A 23,519-nucleotide genomic window follows, 5' to 3' on the forward strand; every position below is an offset into this window, starting at 1 on the left:
CGGCAAATTTTCTGTCATTACAATAGATGAATTGGCTGGTTGATCTTTCGATTTTTTAGGGTCACTGTCTTTGCTAACCGTTCCATTTTGATCTCTAGTATTTGACTGTGGCTGCGGCAAACTTTTGCCGCTTAAAGGTTGCAGTGAATTTGCCGCGTCCGCCTGCGTGGTTTCAGCAGAGGATTGTGAATGTCCACTCGGGTTCGCACCGGTATCGTGCTGCTGGTGCTCTGGTGACTTTTGCGGCGGCGTTTCCCGTGTTTGTTGCTTTGCCATGACTGCAGCAAATTTTATACTGTCGGGCTTTTCATTACCTGCTGGCGCACCGACCTTGCCCACTGGGTTTGGGGCAAGGCTTGATGAAGACACAGGGTTGACGATGCTTGCCGCTGCCATCCGGATAAATCCTCAGCTTAAAAATATCAGACAGTACCCAAGCAAATTCCACACCAGCTTATTGACAACCGGGGCGACGATTCGCCCATTCATCCAGTTCTTTCTGAATTTTGCGTAATTCCAGCTCATGTTGTTCTATCTCGATACGCCGTGCCAAAGCGGCAAAGCCTTTTTCCTGCACACGGGCAGAAGCCCATTCAGATTGGATTTGTGCCACGCTTTGCTGTTGACGTAGGGCATTTTCCTTCTGAATCTGCAGGACCTGATCCAGTTGATGAATAAAATTGCGGGTATCCAGAGCCTGCACACCGAGGATGCCCGAGGTCTCGGCTGCAATCGCCTGATTTCGATACTGCTGCAGATAATTTTCCAGGAGTTGCAACTTCTGCTGCACTTCACTCAGTAAACTTCGCTGCTTCCCCAGACGAACAGCAATTTCTTTCTGTCTTTTATCAGCGTCCTCCCGCAAAAATAACAAGACGTTCTGGCGGCTCATCATCAATAACTACCCCTCTTCCATATACGTTGCCATGATCTGCGCCAATTGCTCCTGACTGCTCTGCAAAGGCACGGACTGCTGCTGATTCTGGCGGAGAAATCCCAGAATCGCCGGATAAGCACGTACTGCCTGGTCCAGCAATGGATCCATGCCCGGTGTATACGCGCCTACCGCAATCAGATCCTGATGTTCCCGATAACGACCATAGAGACGTTTTAGACGATGCAACTGATTGATCTGATTAGAAGACACAATGTTTGGCATGACCCGGCTGATGGATGCTTCCAGATCAATGGCCGGATAATGGCCCTGTTCCGCCAGACTGCGCGACAAAACCAGATGCCCGTCAAGAACTGCCCGGGCGTTGTCGGCAATAGGGTCTTGTTGATCATCCCCTTCCATCAAAACGGTATAGAAAGCCGTAATACTCCCGCCGCCCACTGGACCGTTGCCCGCCCGTTCCACCAGTGCTGGCAGCCGTGCAAAAACGGAAGGTGGATAACCGCGAACAGCGGGTGGTTCGCCTACTGCCAGCGCGATTTCTCTTTGGGCCATGGCATAGCGGGTCAATGAGTCCATCAGCAATAACACATGCTTTCCCTGACTACGAAAATATTCGGCTATGGCTGTGGCCAGATGCGCCCCACGAATCCGGGTCAAAGCCGGAACATCGGCAGGCGCTGCGACCACTACAGCGCGACGCAATCCCTGCGCGCCAAGAATATCTTCTATAAATTCCTTGACTTCACGACCACGTTCACCAATCAGCCCCACCACAATCACGTCAGCATCGGTGTTTCGCGCCATCATACCCAACAAAACACTTTTGCCGACACCACTCCCGGCAAAAAGCCCCATACGCGCGCCGCGACCAATGGTAAACAAGGCATTGATGGCGCGCACCCCAACATCCAGGGGGCGTTTAACCGGGGCACGCTGCATAGGGTTGATATTGACACCCAACAGAGGCACACGGATGAGTCCTGACACCGGACCAAGGCCATCCAGAAACTGACCCTGCCCATCCACTACACGACCCAGGAGACGTTCGCTGACACTCGCCTGTGCTTCCCCGGACAAGGGTTGTACCCGGGCACCCGGCCTGACTCCGTGCAAATCACCAGCAGCCATCAACTGCAGCTTTTCATTGTGAAAACCGACCACTTCGGCATCAATACCGCGTTGATTACTGGCTTCCACCCGGCAGCGGGTACCGACACTCACATCAAACCCTTCTGCTTCCAGAACCAGCCCCACCATACGCACCAGGCGGCCGCTGGGCAGCAAGGCGGGGAATGTTTCAGGTAATCTTTGCGTATAATGATTCAGGGTATCTCCCCACAATTTTTGACGATCAGCAAAGCGCAACATCATACCGAAAGCTCACCAAATAAGCGTTCAAGGACGGCACGCCAGCGATTTTCCAGACGCAAATCAAGCTGAGTGGCGGCATGATCCAGATCCCGATCCTGCCAACGGCGGTCGGGTCTGGCCGCATTATCATCCAGACCCGCAGAAACCAGGACGCCACCCCGTTCGATTTGGGCATCAGCAAGCAGATCCACTCCCTGGTCGGCAAGTTCGGGCATGAGACGCTGCAGCATATCCATATCATCAGGATGCAAACGGATAACGGGGTTGACACTCCGCAGTGGTACCGCACGCAACGCTTCCTTCAACAAGGGTAACAAAACTTGCGGGCGCAGCCGCAATTCTTGACGAATAACCTGGCGGGCGATTTCCAGAGACAGCGCCAGCAAAGATTGCTCAACACTCGTATCCAGGGCTTGTAAGGGCGAAAAAAGACCGGAAAGAATATCCTGCAAAGAACGTCTTTCAGCTTCTGCGCGGGCCAGCCCCTCTTGATAGCCTTCGGCCCGCCCTTCTTTATAACCCTGCTGGTAACCCTGTTCATGCCCTTTCTGCTCACTTTCCGCATAAATGGCCTGCAGTTGTTCGGCAGTTGGTAAAGCGATGGCGGCAGCAGAAAGGGTTTCGCCCTCTTCTAGGGACGACCCTGTATCACCTTGGGAACCTGGTGAAAAATTTTTGACCTCCGGCAATTGCCAGCGCTGTACCTGAGCACTGCTGTCTCCGGAGATGATCTCCGCACGCTTGTTCACAAGGACTGCCCAATCACAACATGGCCTCGCTACTGCCACCACCCAGACTGAGCTGACCAGCGGCATCCAGTCGTGTAGCTATCTGCAAAATCGCCTTCTGACTGCTTTCCACCTCACTGACCCGCACCGGACCTTTTGCCTCCAGATCATCGCGCATCATTTCTGCCGCACGTTTGGACATGTTGGCAAAGAATTTTTCGCGCAAGGCGGCATTGGCACCCTTCAGTGCTGTCACAAAACCGTCCGAGGGTATTTCACGCAGTAACACCTGCATGCTGCGGTCATCCAGCTTGATCAGGTCGTCAAAGACAAACATTTTCTCCTGGACCTTGTCAGCCAACTCATCGTCGGTCTCACGCATGTTGTCGAGAATACTGGATGAAAGACTGGTTTCCAGCCGGTTCAGAACGTCAGCTGCCGCTTTTGGTCCACCCAGGCTGGCTACCTGCAGACTTTGCGCTTCACCGGAAATTTGTTCCTCCAGAATTTCATTCAACTCGCGAATGGCAGCAGGCTGCACGGTTTCCAGGCTGGCCAGACGCATCATGGCTTCACTGACCAGGCGATCAGGAAGATGATGAATGACCTCTCCCGTCTGCTCCGGCTCCATATAGGCAAAAATCATGGCAACCACCTGGGGATGCTCCAGTTTGATCAAGTCGGCTATGGAACGGGCATCCATCCATTTCAGATTTTCCAGACCACTGGCATCACCACCATGAAGAATCCGATCAATCAGACTACCCGCTTTATCCGCACCCAGAGCCTTGGTCAACATGGCCCGTATATACTGGTCACTACCCACGCCCAATGAAGTCTGGCGCTCCAGTCGGGAGCGAAAATCCGAAAGAACTAGCTGTACCTGGTCCGTGGAAATGTGCGACATCCGGGCCATTGCCGCACCGAGCTTCTGCACTTCTCGCGGTCCCAGATGGCGCATGACTTCAGCAGCTTCATCCTCACCGAGACTCAACAAAAGAATGGCACTACGATCCATGCCACTGAGATCTTCACTCGTGCTCATTAGACAACCATTCTTTGACAACCTGCGCTGCTCTGGCAGGGTCTTGCATGACCAGCTGCCGGGAGACATACAAATCGGTTTCCAGGGGATTACCGGGAATGTTGACCTGCTCGCGAATGACTTCAGCATTAGCCATTGCTGCTGCTGATTCTGGAGAGGCAGCCCGCGCCTCGTTCACGGATTTGTCTCCAGGTTCCATATCCGCACTCTCCATGCTTGGTTCCTGGCGCGCACGGCGTTTTAAAAGCGGGCGGACAACACCAAAATAGAGGAGTAATGCCACAAAAAGAATGACCAGATAACGCAGCCCGCTGTTCAGGAGATTCAGGAACCAGGACTGCTGCCACCAGGGCAATGCGCTTGCCGCTGACTGGGTAGTGAAAGGCATATTGACGACCTTGACCGTATCGCCCCGCCTGGCATTATAACCAATGGCATCTTCCACCAGCTGCTGGATTTGCGCCAATTGCGCCGCCGATAAAGGTTTTGCCTTGACGACACCCAGAGAACTTTCGGAAGCCTGATCATCGACGAGCACTGCCACAGACAGGCGTTTAACGGTTCCCACCGGCAGAACCGTGTGCACAACAGTCTTGTCCACATCGTAGTTGGTGGTCGAATCCGTACTGCTTTCGGTAGGCGCCAGCATTTTCAGCGTAGGGGCCAGAGCAATAAGCGCCCCGGGTGACAAATTGGAAGCCACCGGCGCAACCAGGGGAGCTACCGCCACTCCGGGAGGCGTGTTGGAGAGCGCTCCAGGAACTCCGTAAGGCCCGGAACCACCGGTTCCAGAAGTATTGTGGGTCTGCTGGCTGAGAATCTGACCTTTACCATAACTCACCGAACTGCTTTCACTTTTGGCGAAATCAATATCCGCCGATACGGCTACGCGCACGCCTTTGGCACCGACAATAGGGGTCAGAATAGCCTGAATACGTTTTTCGTATTGCTGGTCCACGCTACGCTGGTAAGCCAGCTGGGAAGGCTGTAATCCGTTATCCGCATTGCCACGGGTGCTCAGCATATTGCCGTGCTGATCCACTACCGTAACATTTTTATCCAAGAGCCCCGGCACGCTGGCAGCAACCAGATGAACAATGCCGGCCACCTGAGCCCCGCTGAGTTCGCGACCGGGATACAGGTTCAGCATCACCGAAGCCGTGGGTTTTTCCTGCTCGCTCAGGAATACCGAGGGCTTGGGCATGGCCAGATGTACTTTGGCACCTTCCACAGAACTGAGGGAGGCAATAGTTCTTTCCAGAGAACCTTCCAAAGCACGCTGGTAATTCACGTGCTCCACAAAATCACTGGTACCCATGGGTTCATGGTCCAGAATGGCGAAACCCACACCGGCACCTTTGGGTAAACCGTCTGCGGCCAATTTCATGCGGGTCGCATAAACCTGATTGGCGGGTACAGAAATCACTGCACCACCATCGCCAATTTTGTAGGGCACATTCAGCTTCTGTAACTCGGCAATCACCTGCCCACCATCACGATCCGAAAGATTGGTGTACAGCACCTTGTACGAAGTGCTTCCATTCATGAAAATTACGGCAATCAGAACGGCAAGCACAGCAGCCAAAGCTACCAACACGCCCAGACGGCGATTCGGCGGCAGCTCCTGCCAGCGTCGCTGCACCTGTGCGGCTCCGCCCGCCAGGTTGAGATTCGTAGCGGTTTCAGTCGCCATCAGCAGAATCTACACAAGTGCTAGAAACGCATGGAATCATGCCTGTATATTCATGATGTCCTGATACGCAGAAACCAGCTTGTTGCGCACCTGAAGCATGGTCTGAAAGGAAAGATCCGCTTTTTGCGAAGCAACCATCACCTGACTGAGACTGACCGATTTGTCGCCATTGGAAAAATCCGACTGCAGTGCATTCGCCTGACTTTGTTGATGATTGACCGACCCAACCATGCTTTTCAGGGTGTTGGCAAAGTCATCCGGACCGGCAGTGGATTTATCCGGCACTTTGACACCCTGTGCCTGATCGGCCAGAGCGCGCAACTGCGTCATCAAGGAATCCAGGGAATCTACACTACTCATGGTCGCACCTTTCGTTCACTCTTCCTGAAAACTACAAGCAATATCCGAGCCAGTTTTATCCCAACTCATAACCAGCTTCCCGAAAGCGCTGGATTTTGTGACGCAAGGTCCTGGGACTAATGCCTAAACGCTCTGCAGCCAGAGCCCTTGAACCGCGACTTTGGCCCAAGGCCAAGGCAATGGCTTCACGTTCATGATGCGCACGCAGATCATCCAGGGCCACAACGGGGCCTGCTGTTTCCTCCACAAATGCATTACCCGCTTCAGGCAAAGGTATGCTTGCAGACGATCCCTGCAAACCCAGATCATATACCTGAATGTCACTTTCTACCGAGAGAATGAGCGCACGTTGCAGGGCATTTTCCAGTTCGCGCACGTTGCCGGGCCATTCATAAAAGTAGAGCTGCTGTTTTGCTGCCATACTGAGCCCTTTTACGGGAAGCCCCATCTGCTGACAGTGCCGTTTTAACAAATGCTCGGAAAGCGGGAGAATATCCGCCTGGCGTTCGCGCAATGGTGGAATCTGTATAGGAAAAACCTGTAGACGATAATACAGGTCTTCCCTCAGAACGCCTTCCGCTACGGCCTGGCGCAAATCCCGATTACTGGTGGCAATCAGACGAATATTGAGGGGAATGGTCTGCTTGCCGCCGACCCGCTCCAGCTCACGCTCCTGCAGCACCCGCAGTAACTTGGCCTGCAATTGAACAGGCATTTCTGTCACTTCATCAAGCAGTAACGTACCGCCTTGGGCCTGCTCGAACTTCCCTGCGCTACTCTGCGCCGCACCCGTAAATGCCCCCTTTTCATGCCCAAACAAAGTGGCTTCGAGAAGGCTTTCCGGAATGGCTGCACAATTGACAGCAACAAATGGCCCCGCCTGACGACGGCTTTGCTGGTGGATATAACGTGCCAACACTTCTTTTCCAACACCGCTTTCGCCCATCAGCAGCACAGTGGCGTCCGTGGAAGCCACCTTTTTCGCCATTTCCAGCGTTGCCAACATGGCCGGAGACTGCGCCACAGGTCCTTGGCTATCGGCTGGCAAATGTGGAAGCGCAAATTTACGCAGCTTTTCCAGCAGAACATCTACCGTAAAGGGTTTCACCACATAATCTACCGCACCATTTTGCAAAGCCTGCACCGCCTCGGAAATCGTACCCCAGGCGGTCATCATCAATACTGGCGGTGCATCATGTTGTACGCTCAAGGTTTTCAAAAGGGTATAACCATCCATAGGACGCATCTGCACATCACTGACCACCAGATCAAAAGACGTCGCCGCCAGCAGGCGTAATGCAGCCGTGCCATCTTCGGCCCATTGCACCCGATAGCCTTGATCATCCAGCGCCTCCTGCAAGGCTTCAGCCAGATATTCATCATCTTCAACCAGTAAAATACGGGCCTGGTACTGCTCCATGCTTCCTACTCCTGACTCATTGAACCGCTGGGCAATGGCTGAGCAACCTGCCATAACGGCAGAAGCAGCACCAAGCAGGTACCGGGGGATACCTTTTCCAGCTCTATACTTCCCCCCATGGCCACCACAAAATTACGGGTAATGGCCAAACCCAATCCGGTACCATCCCGGCGTGTGGTATAAAATGGGATGAAAATCCTTTCCTGATCCGTTTCAGCAATACCCGGGCCAAAATCCCGAATGCTCAGGCGCAAAGTACCCCGATTGACTTCTTCAAGCCTGATGCTGACTGACTGTCCAGCGTTGCTGAAAAGCAGCGCATTATGCAGGACATTGGCCAATACGCTGACCCAGGCAGCCAGGGTTCCCGTCAAAAACCAGTCATCCCGTGCAACCCCAATCTCCAGAGTGACATTTTTTTGACGAAAATGTGGATCCCATTCCCGCTGCAAGGTATGGAGAATTTCGATCAATGCCACAGAGCCACTTTCCTGCTCCGCACCGCGCAAAAAACGCAGCATGGCATCAATGGTCGCATCCAGATGTTGCAATCTCTCCAGCGCGCGCTGCTGTTGCCGCGCAAAATGTTCGGAACCACGTTCAAATTGCAGGTGTGAAACAGAGAGCAGCGCCGTGGCCAAAGGTGTGCGCAATTGATGCGCCAGTCCTGCCATCGTTTCTCCCATCGCAGCCAGACGTTCCCGTCGTTGGGCAGCCTCCTCACGGGCGCGCGCCGCTGTCACATCCTGCAATAAAACCACCTGCCCACCCCCGCCCGGCAACGCATTGACAGCAAGTGTCACCTGTACAGGCTGATCCCTGCCAGGACCACGCAGCAGCAACCATTCATTCCCGGAACCTGACATGGGTCTGGGTTGCAAGGCCTGCCAGTCCGAACCTCGCAAATCCGCTCCCAGCAAACGAATTGCTTCCGGATTCATTTCCACAATCAGCGCCGCATGATCCACCACCAATACCGCACCCGGGAGCATTTCCAGAAGCAAAGCAAGGCGTTCACGCATTTGTTCCTTGGCTTGCAGTTCGGCACGAAGACGCACGTTCGCCTCGGCCAGCTCGGCAGAAAGACGTTGCACTTCCTGCTGCAGGGTACCGTAGGCTTCCGTCAGTTCTTGTGAGGTTTTGTTGAAGAGTTTGAAAGCTTCGATAAGGCTCGAAGCATCAGACAAGGGCGGAGAGCCAGCATCAGACATTAATGATCCATATCCCTGATCGTGCTCAGTCCGTATTTTTTCAGTTTTTCGACCATGGTCGTCCGCCGCAGCCCCAAACGTTCCGCAGCACGGGCAACCACCTGATCGCACATGGCCAACGCTTGCAGCAGGAATTCCTTTTCGATTTCTTCCAGATGCAATTTGAGATCAAAGGGCGGCTCCGGCAAGCTCACCGAAGGCTCTGCCCACACGGCAGCAAGACTTTGCCGTTCATCCTGCAACTCCAAATTTTCCACACTGCGCATGCGGGCGGGCAGGTCTGCACAGGAAAGCTTTTCGCCGCCATGCAAAATCGCCAGTCGCTCTGCCAGATTGCGCAGCTCCCGGACATTCCCGGGCCAGTGGTAGGCATTCAAGGCCCGCAGGGAATCATCATCAAGGATGACAGACAGATGACCTTCAGCGGTCAATTTGTCCATGAAATAGGCGAAGAGCAAATGAATATCACCCGGGCGATCGCGCAGGGGCGGCACGTGTACCGGAAAAACATTCAGACGATAATACAGGTCTTCTCTGAAGCTGCCTTCCTGAATCCGCGCCTCCAGATTACGATGCGTAGCGGCCAGTATCCGCACATTGCTCACCAACACCCGCGCACCGCCCACCCGTTCAAATTGTTTTTCCTGAAGCACACGCAGCAGTTTCACCTGCATTTGCGGACTCATTTCGGCAATTTCATCCAGAAAAAGAGTTCCACCCTCGGCCAGCTCAAAACGGCCTTTACGCGCGGCCAAAGCACCCGTAAAAGCTCCTTTTTCATGACCAAAGAGCTCACTTTCCATGAGTTCTTCGGGAATGGCCCCGCAGTTTACTGCCACAAAAGGCCCCTGACTACGCAGGGATTGTTGATGCAGACAGCGGGCGATGACTTCCTTGCCAGTACCCGATTCACCCAGAATCAAGACGGTACTGTCTGTTTTTGCCACCTTGGCCAGCATCGCTGTCATGCGCTGAATAGACACACTGTTCCCAACCAGTCCGCAGCTTTCGCGCGACAGGCTGCGCCTCTCCAGAGTCGATCCGCTTTCCGTGCTTACTTCAGTGTACATAACAAACGCCTGTCATTCTGCGGAAAAATGATGATGATCCTTTTGCCGCGCTATGGAACGCCGATGATGACGGAATATTAGTCGATCTAATGATTCTTGCACGCGTGCGTCTAGCTGAAAGTGCAAATGATAACGGAATAGCGTTTCTGCGCTTGCCTCTGGCTGAGTCACTGACATCTGGAGGGTGCCCGGAAGAAACAGCGGCATGGCAATCCTGGGGCGCAAAAAAAGGGCCACACAAACCGGGCCATTCTCATGGGGAAACCCTGCCGGAGATGCTGTCTCCCAATACAAATCCTCTGCGCCCAGCGCGCAGGAATAACATGGTGGCAAAGGTTCCAGCCCTTGTATGCCCTTACCCACCAGGAGCAGCAGCAAATCGATTTTGGTTTCCAGGCTGCTGATGGCTTCCCGGCTATCATCTTCCACGAGCAAGTGATCATCCATCACCAGCAACGCTTTAAGAAGCGCCATGTTATCCAGCATCAGACGACCGCGTCGCGCAGTGTCTACTTCACCCTTCTCCAGACGCAGGGGAAGCACATCTTCCAGTACGACGGCATGCTGCTCCAGCATCAGTCACTCCCTAACATGCGGAAAGTTATGCCTCAGGAATGACTCAGCAGCCCCCTCCATGCATCGCGCAAATCTATCAGCACCGGCTGGCAGGCATCCAGCGCCTGCAAATCATCAAAAATATTGGCTTGTGCCAACTGATTTAACAGGAAACGATAAAGACTGTCGAGATTTTTGGCAATTTCACCGCCCTCCTGAAAATTCACGCTGGCTAAAAGATGCGCGGTCAACTGGTAGGCCTTGTCCATGGAAACGGCCTTGGCACTAATGTCCATAGCTTGAATCGCCAAACGAGCGCGCCGTATATATTCCAGTACACCTTCCAGACCTAACAAAACCAGCCGATCACTGGAAACCCCCTGATTGCCAACCTGCTTATAAGCCTGCATGGCCGCTGCTGTTGCTACACTCATGGCCTAAAACCTCCCTTAACTACTGGAGCTCGAACTGGAACTGGACGAGCTGGAACTGTTGGAAGAATAAAATGCATTCAGATACTGACCGGTAGACTGCAGAGAAGACAGTTGTGACTGCATGGCAGCAAACTGCTGGGTGAGCAAAGCGGTCTGATTGGAGGCTGACTGCTGCAGCGTCGTAATTTGCGCACCCAAGCCATTAATGGAAGAGGTAATGCCATTCTGTGCGGCGCTCACAAAACCACTTTGGGCATTCAGCGCCGAACTCAAAAGCGCAGTCATCTGTTGATACAACCCCTGACTGAGGGTTACCGAACCAAGATTGCCGGTGCTGTTTCCGGTAATGCTGACCTGTAAACCCGAAGCATTCCCCGGTCCGGTCACCGTCAGGGTCTGACCGGAACCGCTGGTACTTTGACCATTAATCGTCCCCGCCACATCGGTTCCGGTAGCCGTCAGCAGGCTGGTACCGATGCCTGTGCCGCCGGAACCTGCCGCCACATTAGATTGCACGGTAAAAGACTGGGCGCTTCCGTAAGCATTGGACTGCAATTCCAGATAACCATTATTGGCGCTGGCGGTAATGCCCGTCATTCCCGACTGCTGCAAGGTATCATTGATGGTATTGACGATATCATTGAGGGTGCTGCCCGAACTCAATGAAACCACCACCGAACTGGCCCCCGATCCAAAAGTCAGACTTTCGCTCTGAAGAATGCCACCGGAAGGAATGGCGGCACTCCCCGATGTGCTGGCCTGGGTCGCAGCCTGGCTCACATTAATGGCATAAGTCCCTGCCTGCGTTGCGCTGGTCGCCGTCAGATACTGGACATTGGCATTGCTGGTACTACCCGCCTGACCAAACAGGCCCGCTACCGTATTGAAATCAGCAGAGAGAGCCGTACTCAAAGTGCCGGTATTCAGGCTGATCGTGCCACTGCTGGTGAGTCCCAAACCCACACTGCCAAGGGAGTTATACGAACTACCCGAAGAGATCCCGATACCCTGTCCGGAAATCATATCCAGCAACTGGGTACGCAAACCCTGCACCGAAGCATCACCCAACAAGGGGCCGCCAGAACCAGCCTGAGCATTATAGGCGGTCAACTGGTTGATGGTACCCATGGTCTTATTGAAAGCGCTCACAAAGCTCTGCACGCCCGACACAAAACCACTATTACTGCTGGAAACCTGCAGGGTTGCACTACCGCTGGCCTGCAGCAAATTGAGCGTCACCCCGGGAATGGCACCAGAAATCGTATTGGTCGCACTGGTAACCGGCAAACCGTTAATGCTGACGCCAGCATTTTGAGCCTGTTGGCTCAAGGTCATGGAACCTGATGCACCACTGCTGTAGCTGAGCGAAGATAAGCTGCCGGTTGCACCACTGGTACCCACCGAGAAAGCACTATTTACCCCCGTACCCTTTCCGGTCAAAGTCAGGCGATAGCCCGTACCATCATAGACGACGGCGGCATTCACCCCGGTGTCGGCCTGATTAATGGCACTGGCAATACCATCCAGACTGTCATTGGAGGCGTTGATAGCCACATTCTGGACAGCCCCACTACCCACCTGAAGTTGCAGGGTACCGGTACCCACTGAATTATTGGTGGCGCTGGTAAAATTGCTGGAATAAATACTCTGGGACTGTGCAAGGACCATATTACTCAGACTGTAACTTCCCTGCGGCGCATTGGCTGAAGCCGAAGCCGAAGCTGCATTGTCATTGGAAAGAGTCACGCTGCGATTATTGGTATTTCCCAGATTCTGCAAACTGCTCATGGCCGACTGCAAACCAGAAAGACTGCTTTGCAGGGTACCCCAGGCACTTAAAGTAGTTTGGTAAGATTGTTGCTGATTTTGCAGGATAGTAATAGGTGCCTGATAAGCCGCACTTAAATTCGTAATAAGTGACTGGACATCAATGCCACTGACCAAACCAGATAGTGAAGCGGTCATAATCTTTACTCCTGCACAATAAATTTCAAAAAATTCAGGCCTTAGTATTCATCAGGCTACCGGGTTGCAATGCGTCAACGGTTTCAGCACTTTTCACAACCTGTTCAGCCGGGACGTAATATTCAAAAAACGTTTGTTTGGTAACTTTATCACTCAGTTTCACCAGAACCTGTCCGGGATGGGTTCCGTCCGGGTCCAGACCAGCCTGTAAGGTAACAGAAGCACTTGCCGGTAAATTATTTTGTAATTTCTGAATAGCCTGTTGCACCTTTTCAGGTTGCAATGTTTTGTTTTTGGGTGTTGTTGAAGTTATGTCCAAAGTATTTTGCTGTGCTGTTGGCGGTCGTGCCGGCGGAACATTCGCCTCTAACCCCTGCCGGGTATCTGCCACTGCGGCTCCCTGACCAGTTAGCGAACTGTTTGCAATAGAGAGCTTATCCATGTCCATTCTCCACTGATAAAACTCTCCCACCCTGCAGAAGTGGGAGAGAAACTGATTAAAGCATCATGACCTTAGGGCAGAAGCTTTAGGTAGCTCTGCTGCAAAGAGTTTTCCTGCGCCAGGGTAGAAATACCTGCCTGCTGCAGAATCTGATACTTGGTCAACTGCGAAGTCGCCTGCGCGATATTCGCATCCTGAACCACCGACTGCGCAGACTGCAGGTTGGTAGCCGTAGTCTGATCATTGGAGACCGAAGCCTGAATCCGGTTCTGGATGGCACCCAGACTACCGTTTTGCTGGTTCAGATAGTTGATGGCCTGATCGACAATACCAATAGCCTGCTGGGCACCGGCGGCGGTGGTGACGTTGATGTTTGATACCGCAGATCCACTCAAGCTGGTTGCCTGTGTACTAAAGCCTATGCTACCACCGTTGCCAATAGCGTAAGAGCTGGCGGAATTAAATTGCACCGCACCCTGAATCAAGGCATTTGCAGAACCGCTGGTGATGGCTGTCCCAACTAATGAAGCACCCGTTCCACTGACCGCCTGTAACGAACCCGTTGATCCTGAAGCCAGTCCAGCACCACTCAGCGCCCCTCCACTGGTTACTCCTGCCGAAATGTTGATGTTGTTACCGTTCGCATTGGTCAGCACTAATTCCGTTGTGCCATTGACAGTCTGCGTACCTGCCGATACACCAGTAACAGCCGCCTGATTATTGATGGCCGTGACCAGCGAACTAATATTAGCCTGACCATTGGAACCCTGAGTGACATCTGCAGAAATATTAACTGCATTGGTTGGGGCACCACTACTACCATTACTGAGAGTAAAGGTGTATGTACCTGCTGTAGCCGTAAATGCAACACTGGTATAAGCCTGAGCAGAAACACCAGTCTGTGCAGAAACACCGTTCACCGCAGCGGCAAGATTGGCGGCAGACTCAGTCGAGGAATTTACACTCACTGAGGCGTTACCGACACTACCCTGAATGTTCAATGCCGAACCGGAAAGGAAGTTTCCCGCACCGCTACTGGTACTGATTGTGAATGATCCACCAGCAGCATAACCACCCATCTGAAAAGATCCGCTGCTTGTGTATGCACCCCCTGATACAGTCGTAGAATAGTTACCCATTGAAGAGGTAGTTGTATCTCCAACCGCCACATTAATAATCTGGTTGGAGTTGGCACCTACCTGGAAGGCAGCACCCGCAAAAGTACCATCCAGCAGGTTTTGGCCATTGAACTGGGTCTGGGTGGCAATGGTCTGCACCTGCGCCAACAATTGGCTGACCACGCCCTGCAGAGCCTGCCGGTCTGAAGTGGTGTTGGAAGCGTTAGCTGCCTGGACAGCCGTGGTGCGAATCTGCTGCAACAGGCTGGTCTGGTTCTGAATGGCACCTGTAGCGGTCTGAACCAGAGAAACGCCCTGGTTACCGTTGGAAACCGCCTGATTCAACCCGTTTATCTGGGTCTGAAAACGCTGGGCAATCGCGTAACCCGCAGGGTTATCCGCCGGGCCATTGATACTCTTGCCCGTGGACAACTGCTGAAGGTATGTATTGAGACTTCCTTGCGTACCATTTAATGCATTCAGCGTACTCAATGCTGAGGTATTGGTATTGATAATTCCTGAAATTGCCATGATCGTGCTCCTTTCTTAGGGTTGAAATGGCATCCTTGCCAAGCTGTACTTACTTCGTACATTCCCTATAACGACACTCCAGCGAAAAAACTTGAATCGACTCAGTTAGTGGGGAAGCGATGATGTTTATCGCTTTGAACATCTCAGCCTGATGGCAGAAGCTTGAGATAGGCCTGCTGAAGCGCGTTTTCCTGAGCCAGGGTCGAGATGCCTGCCTGTTGTAAAATCTGGTATTTGGTCAACTGTGAGGTTGCCTGGGCAATACTGGCATCCTGGACAGTCGATTGGGCCGACTGCATATTGGTGGCCGAGCTCTGGTCATTGACTACTGAAACCTGAATCCGGGTTTGGGTGGCACCCAGCTCACTGGCTTGCTGGTTCAAATAGTTCAAGGCCTGATCCACAATGGTAATGGTCCGTTGCGCCCCCTCTTGGGTGCTCACATCAATATCGGCCAGAGCCGAACCACTCTGCAGTCTGCTGACCTGGCTGCTGAATCCGATCATATCGCCATTATTGATCCGATAGGCGCTGGCCGAAGCAAATTGCACCGCCCCCTGGATCAACGCGGCATGAGATCCACTGTTGATGGGGTAACCGATAAGGGCCTGAGTGCTGCCACTGACGGCTTGCAAACTGCCGGTGGAACCTGCGGCAAGGGCCGTGGATGCCAACTGACCATTGGCTAACCCAGCTGAAATATTGATATTGTCGCCATTGGCATTGGTGAGAATCAGCTCGGGTTTACCATTGATTACCCGGCTACTGGCAGCGATTCCGGTTACCGCCGTCTGCTGGTTGATGGCCGTCAACAAGGCATTCAAATTAGGCTGGCCGTTGGTGGCATTGTTCACGCTGGCGGAGATGTTCACGGCATTCCTTGGTAAACCACTACTCCCATTACTGAGGGTAAAGTTGTAGCTTCCCGTGGTCACCAGGAAGGAGGCGCTGGTATAGGCATTGGCCGTGACTCCTGTCTGCTGGGATACGGCATTGACGGCCGCAGCAATGCTTGCTGCCGATTCAGTTTCGGTGTTGACATCCACTTGCGCGTTACCGAATGGGCCTTGGATGCTGAGCCCGCTACTCCCCGTTCCGGAACTGAAGGAGCCGTAATAGGTATTCGGGGGGATAATCGCTTCATCAGTCGTCGTCCCACTACTCAATGGAATTCCTTGAGAACTGATAGTACCGTTTCTGATATAAACTTCCCGAAAAATTCCTGTAGAACCCGACGCAACAGCCTGACCACTGCCCGGGATGATACCGCTGGTTCCACTGGTTGCACTAAAATAAATCCCCTGATCATTAGCAGGATAGGTCAATCTCAGCACAGGAATACCATTGACCATTTGCGTTGTTCCAGAAATCTGAATGCCCGCACTACTGATTTGCGTGGCCAAGGTTTGCAGTTCAGCCATATCCGGCGGATTCCTCAAATTGACCTGAATTTGCTGAGGACTGGAGTTAAGCTGTTCGCCACCTCCGTTAATACGACCCACCCCACGGGATATATAGAAATCATAAGAACCACCGCTAAAAGTAAAGTAAGCACTGGTCTGGGCAGGAGTGATGGTAAAGGCGCCTCCAGGTGCAAAACCGCCGCTCACAAAGGAGCCATTACATCCGTAGCTATCGCTGTATGGGGAAACTGCGGGTATATGATCGCCCATGGCTGAAGTCTGCGCATTTCCCACCGCCGCATTGATTATCTGGTTGGAGTTGGCACCCACCTGAAAGGCAGCACCCGCAAAAGTGCCATCCAGCAAGTTCTGACCGTTGAACTGGGTCTGGGTCGCAATGGTCTGCACCTGGGCCAGCAACTGACTGACCACGCCCTGCAGAGCCTGGCGATCTGAAGTGGTATTGGAAGCATTGGCAGCCTGCACTGCCGTGGTCCGAATCTGCTGCAATAAATTGATCTGATTCTGGACGGCTCCAGTGGCGGTCTGTATCAGGGAAACGCCTTGGTTGCCGTTGGCAACCGCCTGGTTCAACCCATTGATTTTGGACTGAAAACGCTGGGCGATGGCGTAGTCTGCCGGATTGTCAGCCGGGCTATTGATACGCTTACCCGTAGATAGCTGTTGCAAATAAGTATCAAGGCCACCCTGGGTGCCATTGAGTGCGTCCAGCGTGTTCAAAGTCGAAGTATTTGTATTGATCACACCTGATATAGCCATTGCCTGTCCGTCTGTTTGCAGCACCAACACTCAAGACCGGAAGCAAAATCAGTACCATATTTATTTAATACCGGAATATCAGCAGGATAAAGCTGATCAAGGCATATTTGATGGTAGTTGCGCCAAGATATGACATAAAGCCGACTCAAAAGTGGCAATATGTTGCCGCTCTTCTTTCCGGGCAAACCGGCCATTTCCAGAGCTTGAGGATCCAGCCCCTACAAGCTACATTCATCGCCAATGGCCCCCTTCATCACCGAGGTAACCCATGAGCGCCTGTACCGAGCATCGAAGCCTGAGCGAAACAGAGTACCTTGATGCCGAAGCACTGGCTGATGTTAAAAGCGAGTATCTGGCTGGCGAAGTGTTTGCCATGGCCGGTGCCAGCGAGCGACACAACCGTATTGCGGGTAATATTTTTTTTCATCTGCGCGCAGTCAGCCGTGGTCGCCCATGCCGTGCCTTCATGGCGGACATTAAGCTGCGCATCTCCACCCATCAGGCCTATTATTATCCTGATGCCATGCTGGTCTGTGATCCAGAAGACAATCATCCCTTGTACAAAAGCGCGCCCTGCTTTCTGGCCGAGGTCTTATCTCCGGCTACCGCCGCCATCGACCAGCGGGAAAAATGGCTCGCCTACCGGGATATCCACGCTTTACGGTACTATCTTCTGGTAGATTCGGAGCGGGTTTACGCCCGCCTGTTCAGTCGCGAAGGGAGCACTTGGGGCGAGCAGATTCTCGACCCCGGCGATATCCTCCAGTTGGACTGTGGAGGGTTATCCATCAGCCTATCTCTGGATGATCTTTATGAAGACAGCGGGCTTTGAGCCTCAGGGCAGCCAGGCCGCCAGCCAGTCGTCCAGATGCTCCTCCAGTAGCCAGTGGGCGCGCACATGTTCCCGCAAGCGGTCGCCCGCCGCTACCAGCGCCTGCCGATCGGCAATCTGCTCACGGATGGCCCGTACCCAGTCGCGATAGCGATTGGCGACCCGGGTGACGGGAAAATCTCCCTGATAGGGGAAAATGTCTGAACAAATCACCGGATAGCCGAGGATTCCGTATTCCAGAATCCGCAGGTGGCTTTTGGCTTCATTGAACGGATTGTTTTCCAGGGGCGCCAGAGCCAGATCCAGGTCCAGACTGGCCAATTTGCTGGGATACTGGGGTAAGGGCACGCCGGTATGGAACTCGCGGACGTACGGTCGCAGGGCATCGGGGCAGAGGCCGAAAAACACCCAGTCCACCTCGTCGGCCAGATCGCGCACCACATCAGCGATCATCTCCAGATCACCCGTGTGCCCTACACCGCCGGCCCAACCGACCCTGGGCTTGGCCTCAGCGCGTCGGCGGGGCTGCAAGGATCCCCAAATGGCGTCTTCAATACAATTGGGTTGAACGCGCACCTCATCGGCGAATCCTTTATAGGCTTTGGCGAGGGGCTCAGTCGCGACCACCAGACGGTTACACAAACCCGCTGCCTTGCGGAAACGCTTGGCGATGTCTTTGTGTATTTGGACCTTGTGCAGGCTTTTTACCGGTAGATTAGTGATAAGATCATCAATTTCGAACACCCGGAAGGTTTTCAGCAGCTTTTTGTGCCTTTCCAGGGCTTCGATTTGCGGCCATTCCATCTGCCGCTGCAACACAATACTTTCCGGAGAAAAACGTTCCATTTCTGCCGGTTCAAAAATTCGCATGGTTTCCCAGCCCTGTGCTCTCCCCGCCTTTTGCAGGGCGCGCATAGGGGAGATGATCCGGTACTCTCCACAACCCTCCCGGTCCGCCGGATGCACCAGAATGCGCGGACGCGGACACCATTCCGGATCCCAGGTCAGGGCGGCCTGATCTTCAAGCAAGAAATCCGTACTCGCCAGACTCAAATGGCGATTATAGGCGGGATCAAAAGCTAATTGTGGCAGCCATTTCTGATAAAAAGCCATTTTTTCGCCGGCAAAACGTTTTTCTTTTTCGGGACTGGGTTTTTTCTCGACTTCACCACGCTGACTGGCGGAACCTTCATGGAGGAGCATCGCCCAAGGGGTGAACACAATTTTATGACCGGCCTCGCGTGCTTTCAGGCAGAGATCAATGTCGTTGTAGGAAACCTGAAACTGTTTTTCATCCAGCCCACCCAGCTCTTGATATAAGGATTTTTCAATCAGCAGACAGGCTCCCGTCACCGCCGATAAATTCTGGGTCAGCATGGCCCGGCCAAAATAGCCCCGATATTCGGGTGGCTGACCAATGAAGGGATGTTCTGCCGGCCCGCGCATTCCCAGAATCACGCCGGCATGCTGAATTTTGCCATCGGGAAAAAGCAGTTTTGCGCCCACAACACCCACCTCCGGACGCAAAATCTGACTGACCATTTCATCCAGCCAGTCGTCATGCAGCGCAGCCGTGTCGTTATTGAGCAAAAGGATATAACCGCCCCGCGCCTGTTCCACTGCCCGGTTATTCATGGCTGAAAAATTGAATGGACCGGGATGCCTTAGTACGCGCAAACGGCCACCCAATTGCTCTTCCTGCGCCGCAAGCATTTCCAGATAAGTGCGCGCCTCGGCATCATCGCTGTCATTATCGACAATGAGAATTTCATATTGCGCATACCTGGTTTTCTCGATCAGCGATTCCACGCAGCGCTGCAAATAGCCGAGTTGATTGCGGGTGGGAATAATGATGGAAACCAGAGGCGTGCCAGTCAGGGGATAACGCACCCGAGTGGCGGGCGGGAAAGGTCCGGGCAATACTTCCGCCGCAATATTGAGGCGCTGTAAATGCCGCTGCAAAGCAGCCTGACTGACCTGGAGGATTTCCTCAACGGACTTGTTGCAGTGCCCGCCACCCTGCAAGCGATGGTAAAGCACTTCTGGAATATGACCGATACCGGCGTCGCCGATTTTTTCCCAGGCACGCAGGACGAAATCGTAATCTTCCGCGCCATCGGCTTGCGGATCAAAACCGCCAAGCGCTTCAAAAAGTTCTTTTTTGATGACCAGCAAACCACCTATGTAGGGGAGGCTTCGCAGATAGTCGAGGTTGAAATCGGGCTTGCAGTGGGGATTGACGTGCTGACCATCGGCCGTGAGGGAATCTTCGTCGGTGTAGATGAGTTGCCATTCGGGATGATCCCGTATGACATTGGCTACCCTGAACAAAGCATCCGGGGCCAGTTGGTCGCCAGCGTCGATCAGGCCGAGCCAGTCGGTGTCCCCGACGAGCAGCTCGTGGTTAGCGCGCGCGATCAACCCGGCGGTGTCGGATCGCACCGGAACCAACAGTATCTTGCAGCCGAGCCGTTGCGCCTTCAAGGAGTCAGCAGTGTGCTGCACCCCTGACTGCACGTGCGGCAGCAAGCCTAGAGCAAAATCAGGGACCGCGTCTTCGGCATGACCCCACTTAGCGATGGTTTCATCGATCCAGGCCTTTTCTGATGGCAGCCAACGGGCTTCGGGGAGCCAAGGGACGGGCGTGGGCGACGACCCGGCCGCAGGGCCGTTATAAGACGCAGCGGCACCAGCGATTTCTCCCGACAAGAGCGCACTCCTTACCGGTTCTGACCATTGCGGAGACTGCGAATGCTCCGAAAATTGCCCACATCCACCCAGTCGCAGGCGGGTGCGCCACGCATCTGCAGGCCGGCGATCAAGTTGATTAAGCACCGCTGTGATAACCTGAGTCGGAGAGATCGCCTCCATGCAGAACGCCTGACCGAACTTACACCGAGGGTCGGTGTTTGGCGCGGGTAGATCGTGCAGACAGCCGGCGCACTCGACTGGCGAGCGTAGCGCAGTCTGTTCCGAGCCGAATGGGACACGATACTTTGGATCAGCCATTCCATAGAGGCCTACCGCCGGAGTACCGACTGCGGAAGCAACGTGAAGCAGCGCTGAGTCTGGGCCAACCAACAAGTCGGAGACTGCTATCGCAGCGGCGGTTCCACGCAGATCTAGCTGGTTAACCAGATTGAGGACGCGCGCTGCAGCGGGCGGTTGGAAATCGGCGCCAGCACCGACCGCAATCAGGCCTAAGCACGGATCGGCCAGTAACACAGCGAGCAGTGACTGCCAATGCGCCATTGGCCACGACCGGTCGGGGGTCGCGCCCATATGCACGGCTACAATGCGGTTTACCATTCCCCAGGAATCACCTGCGGCAGCCACCCTCCTCCCGATAATTTGATAATCGCGGCGATCAAGATGTAATTCAAGTGATGGATTTGGCAAGACAACACCGGCCTCATTAGCATAGGCGATCAATATGTGCTGCTTTGGCTGGCGCTCGTAAACTTCATCAAGATTAATGACCAAATCGCTCTCTCTTGGTCGGAAGCCGGATGATGTCGCCATAAGCAAGTCAACGTGTGGATTACCCGCGAATACCTCGTTGATATCGGTAGAAACTACCAAAGTGTGATCCGGCAGCTTCTCGCGTACCGCGCGCACAATAGGGGTGACTTGAAGTACATCACCACGAGCATAGCGCCTCTGCACAACAACACGAGGACGGCACGGAGCTTCGCGCGGTTCCTCCAAGAGCATCAGATAATCCTCATCTTGATCCGGGTTGATCTGCTCCAGCGGGGTGATCCGTCCCGTATCGTCCAAGGCATTTTCCTGAAACAACGGCCGCCCTTGGCGCCAGTAGCTGATCCGACCGAAATGTGGCTGCAGGAAGTCGCGAATGCGGCGGTAGTTCCACGCGCTCCAATGATGGGGGTTGAGATGAAAGCCGTGCCAGCGTTCGCAAGGCAGCGACAACAGCATGCGCCCGCCCGGTGCAAGCTTACTCATGAGTGCGATCAAAAAAGCTTCAGGATCGCCGGTATGCTCGACGGTCTCAAGCGAGAACACCCAGTCGAAGCTCGACTCCTCCAACTCCTCAAGGGGGCCAAGATGGAAGCGAGCCCGACCCGGCGGGTTGATACGACGGGCCAGACCGACGGCCAGCGAATCAAGGTCGGCGCCAAGGTAGTCAGTTACACCGGGACGGCGTTCGAGTAACCATGCCGCGCCGTAGCCGGGGCCCGTGGCAACTTCGAGGACCCGACCTTCAGTGACGAGGCTATCGACCCATCGGTAGCGGTTGAGTACCTGTGCAGTCGTCCAGTAGTTTTCCATCCCAGGGATCGAGCGACCATCAAGCATTTGCTGAACCGTACCGCCGAATGCCTCCTGGAACTCGCCGGTTACGATGACCTGTCCCTGCTGAGGATTGCCCTTCCAGTGTTTCAGCACCTCGGTCGTGATACGCGCAAGAAGGATGTCTGGCCAGTCGGCGAAGCAATCGGGCCAGGTCAACCAACTGGCCGCATCATTGATCGGCAATGCCAACGCCGGAACCAGACGGCCGGATTTCGGTAGGTGGAAGTACAGATCAACGTGCGGTTGGGCCACGCCGTCGGCCAGCAGCACGTCGAAGCGGACGGTGCAGAGGTCAATTCGCTCTTGATTGAGGTCCCGCAGCGTGGCGCGGGAAAACAGTTGCCGCTGATCAAGCTGCGAGTCAAAGCTGAAGATACGCTGGGATTTCAAGTGTCGCCCTCTTATATCACCGACTGGGTCACAGATATTGAAACAGACTCAACCCCTGCACCTGCACAAAGGCCTTCTGTGCAGCCTGCAACGCTGTCGAGCTTTCCTGAAACTGGGTAATCACCTGGGGGTAACTCACATCGGCAATATTACCCCGGTCGGTCTGGAATTGCTGGGTCAGATTAGCATTCAGCGATTGCACACTCTGGGCCTGCTGGATGTTCGAACCAATTTGCGCCTGGGTACTCAGCAGCGTGGTCTGGAACTGGTTCAAATTTGCCAGGGCATTACTAATGTTTTGTGAGCGACTCGTGTTAGCACCTGGAGAACCGGCACTACCAGTAAAGGCGGCAATCAGATCACTGAACGTCTGAAAAATGCTTTGGGGCTTTGCCGCAGCCAGAGTAAATTGGGCGGTCTGTCCCGATACCGGCTGCCCATTGGTCGAGACCGTCATAAAGGGGCTGCCGCCCAAGGTGCTGGGTATGTTAATACTTTGCCCGGGCGTATAAGTGCCGCTGACAACGGTTCCGGAGCTGGCTGACCATCCTGTACTGTCAACCGTACCTGTGCCACTGCTGACCGTATATGTCAGGCCGCTGGAAGTATTACTGATAGTGACTTCGTATTGAGCATTACCGGCCACAAACTGGCTATCCGCCGTCGCCTGATTCAGCACACTGCCCGGCCCTAAAGTGGTATTGCCTACATCCGTGGCTGTTGCTCCGGAAGTTGCCGGAATCAGATAATTACTGCCGGACGCCGTTACCGAAAAAGTGCCATTTCCTGCCGGGATATTCATGAAAATCGCATTACCCGCCTGAGAAACAGGCGTTGTCAGTCCCGGGCCGATTTGCATGGTTTTCTGGCTGGAATCGCCCATGTATTGAACAGTGCCATCACTCTGTAGCTGAAATGGCGGCGTCTGGGCATTGGACCCGCCATAGATATAAGTA

The 23,519-nt window shown here is 53.9% G+C and carries 19 protein-coding genes; 1 reads left to right on the plus strand and 18 read right to left on the minus strand.

What is annotated here, in order from left to right; translation table 11 throughout:
* The 16 genes from AC2VLY_RS15975 to AC2VLY_RS16050 all read right to left on the minus strand — a co-directional run.
* Nucleotides 1-396: hypothetical protein (locus tag AC2VLY_RS15975; protein ID WP_486922631.1), on the minus strand; the 396-nt coding region annotated here is incomplete at its 3' end.
* Between the two features lie 58 nt (nt 397-454).
* Nucleotides 455-895 carry a flagellar export protein FliJ gene (gene fliJ, locus AC2VLY_RS15980; RefSeq protein WP_193650654.1) on the minus strand — a complete coding sequence of 147 codons (441 nt, stop codon included), beginning with the start codon at nt 893-895 and terminating at the stop codon, nt 455-457.
* 6 nt (nt 896-901) lie between these two features.
* Nucleotides 902-2,269, minus strand: coding sequence for a flagellar protein export ATPase FliI (gene fliI, locus AC2VLY_RS15985; RefSeq protein WP_193650653.1), 1,368 nt, complete (start codon nt 2,267-2,269; stop codon nt 902-904).
* Entirely contained in the window at nt 2,266-3,018 is a 753-nt protein-coding gene (locus tag AC2VLY_RS15990; RefSeq protein ID WP_193650652.1) for a flagellar assembly protein FliH, read from the minus strand. The genes fliI and AC2VLY_RS15990 overlap by 4 nt, the downstream gene beginning before the upstream one ends.
* 13 nt (nt 3,019-3,031) lie before the next feature.
* On the minus strand, nt 3,032-4,042 hold the full coding sequence (fliG, locus tag AC2VLY_RS15995; protein WP_193650651.1) for a flagellar motor switch protein FliG: 1,011 nt from the start codon (nt 4,040-4,042) through the stop codon (nt 3,032-3,034).
* Nucleotides 4,029-5,735: a flagellar basal-body MS-ring/collar protein FliF gene (gene fliF / locus AC2VLY_RS16000; protein WP_486922632.1), complete on the minus strand. Its 1,707-nt coding sequence runs from the start codon at nt 5,733-5,735 to the stop codon at nt 4,029-4,031. The genes fliG and fliF overlap by 14 nt, the downstream gene beginning before the upstream one ends.
* A gap of 36 nt (nt 5,736-5,771) precedes the next feature.
* Nucleotides 5,772-6,095 (minus strand): flagellar hook-basal body complex protein FliE, encoded by a 324-nt coding sequence (fliE, locus tag AC2VLY_RS16005; protein WP_300249620.1) that lies wholly within the window; start codon nt 6,093-6,095, stop codon nt 5,772-5,774.
* Nucleotides 6,096-6,150: 55 nt separating this feature from the next.
* Nucleotides 6,151-7,515 carry a sigma-54-dependent transcriptional regulator gene (locus AC2VLY_RS16010; RefSeq protein ID WP_486893929.1) on the minus strand — a complete coding sequence of 455 codons (1,365 nt, stop codon included), beginning with the start codon at nt 7,513-7,515 and terminating at the stop codon, nt 6,151-6,153.
* A gap of 5 nt (nt 7,516-7,520) precedes the next feature.
* Complete coding sequence (locus AC2VLY_RS16015) at nt 7,521-8,726, minus strand: sensor histidine kinase (protein WP_193650647.1); 1,206 nt, start codon at nt 8,724-8,726, stop codon at nt 7,521-7,523.
* Entirely contained in the window at nt 8,726-9,796 is a 1,071-nt protein-coding gene (locus AC2VLY_RS16020) for a sigma-54 interaction domain-containing protein (RefSeq protein ID WP_193650646.1), read from the minus strand. Before AC2VLY_RS16020 ends, AC2VLY_RS16015 begins: the two co-directional genes overlap by 1 nt.
* 12 nt (nt 9,797-9,808) lie before the next feature.
* Entirely contained in the window at nt 9,809-10,372 is a 564-nt protein-coding gene (locus tag AC2VLY_RS16025; RefSeq protein WP_193650645.1) for a PilZ domain-containing protein, read from the minus strand.
* Nucleotides 10,373-10,404: 32 nt separating this feature from the next.
* A complete protein-coding gene (gene fliS, locus AC2VLY_RS16030) occupies nt 10,405-10,785 on the minus strand; it encodes a flagellar export chaperone FliS (protein ID WP_193650644.1) in 381 nt (126 codons plus the stop codon).
* 15 nt (nt 10,786-10,800) lie between these two features.
* Nucleotides 10,801-12,750 (minus strand): flagellar filament capping protein FliD, encoded by a 1,950-nt coding sequence (gene fliD / locus AC2VLY_RS16035; RefSeq protein ID WP_193650643.1) that lies wholly within the window; start codon nt 12,748-12,750, stop codon nt 10,801-10,803.
* 34 nt (nt 12,751-12,784) lie between these two features.
* The gene (locus tag AC2VLY_RS16040; protein ID WP_486893026.1) at nt 12,785-13,192 is read right to left on the minus strand and encodes a hypothetical protein; all 408 of its coding nucleotides are present in this window, start codon (nt 13,190-13,192) and stop codon (nt 12,785-12,787) included.
* Between the two features lie 71 nt (nt 13,193-13,263).
* Complete coding sequence (locus AC2VLY_RS16045) at nt 13,264-14,841, minus strand: flagellin N-terminal helical domain-containing protein (RefSeq protein WP_193650642.1); 1,578 nt, start codon at nt 14,839-14,841, stop codon at nt 13,264-13,266.
* 143 nt (nt 14,842-14,984) lie between these two features.
* Nucleotides 14,985-17,024, minus strand: coding sequence for a flagellin N-terminal helical domain-containing protein (locus AC2VLY_RS16050; RefSeq protein ID WP_486893027.1), 2,040 nt, complete (start codon nt 17,022-17,024; stop codon nt 14,985-14,987).
* Between the two features lie 268 nt (nt 17,025-17,292).
* Here AC2VLY_RS16050 and AC2VLY_RS16055 point away from each other — a divergent pair, with 268 nt between their 5' ends.
* Nucleotides 17,293-17,856 carry a Uma2 family endonuclease gene (locus tag AC2VLY_RS16055; protein WP_193650640.1) on the plus strand — a complete coding sequence of 188 codons (564 nt, stop codon included), beginning with the start codon at nt 17,293-17,295 and terminating at the stop codon, nt 17,854-17,856.
* Nucleotides 17,857-17,859: 3 nt separating this feature from the next.
* Here the strand turns inward: AC2VLY_RS16055 and AC2VLY_RS16060 are convergent, their stop codons facing one another.
* Both AC2VLY_RS16060 and AC2VLY_RS16065 read right to left on the minus strand, forming a co-directional pair.
* Nucleotides 17,860-22,563 (minus strand): glycosyltransferase, encoded by a 4,704-nt coding sequence (locus tag AC2VLY_RS16060; RefSeq protein ID WP_486893028.1) that lies wholly within the window; start codon nt 22,561-22,563, stop codon nt 17,860-17,862.
* Nucleotides 22,564-22,591: 28 nt separating this feature from the next.
* On the minus strand, nt 22,592-23,519 hold a 928-nt coding region (locus AC2VLY_RS16065; protein ID WP_486922633.1), incomplete at its 5' end, for a flagellar hook-associated protein FlgL.

The organism is Acidithiobacillus sp. TH-A36 (genome assembly GCF_057473445.1).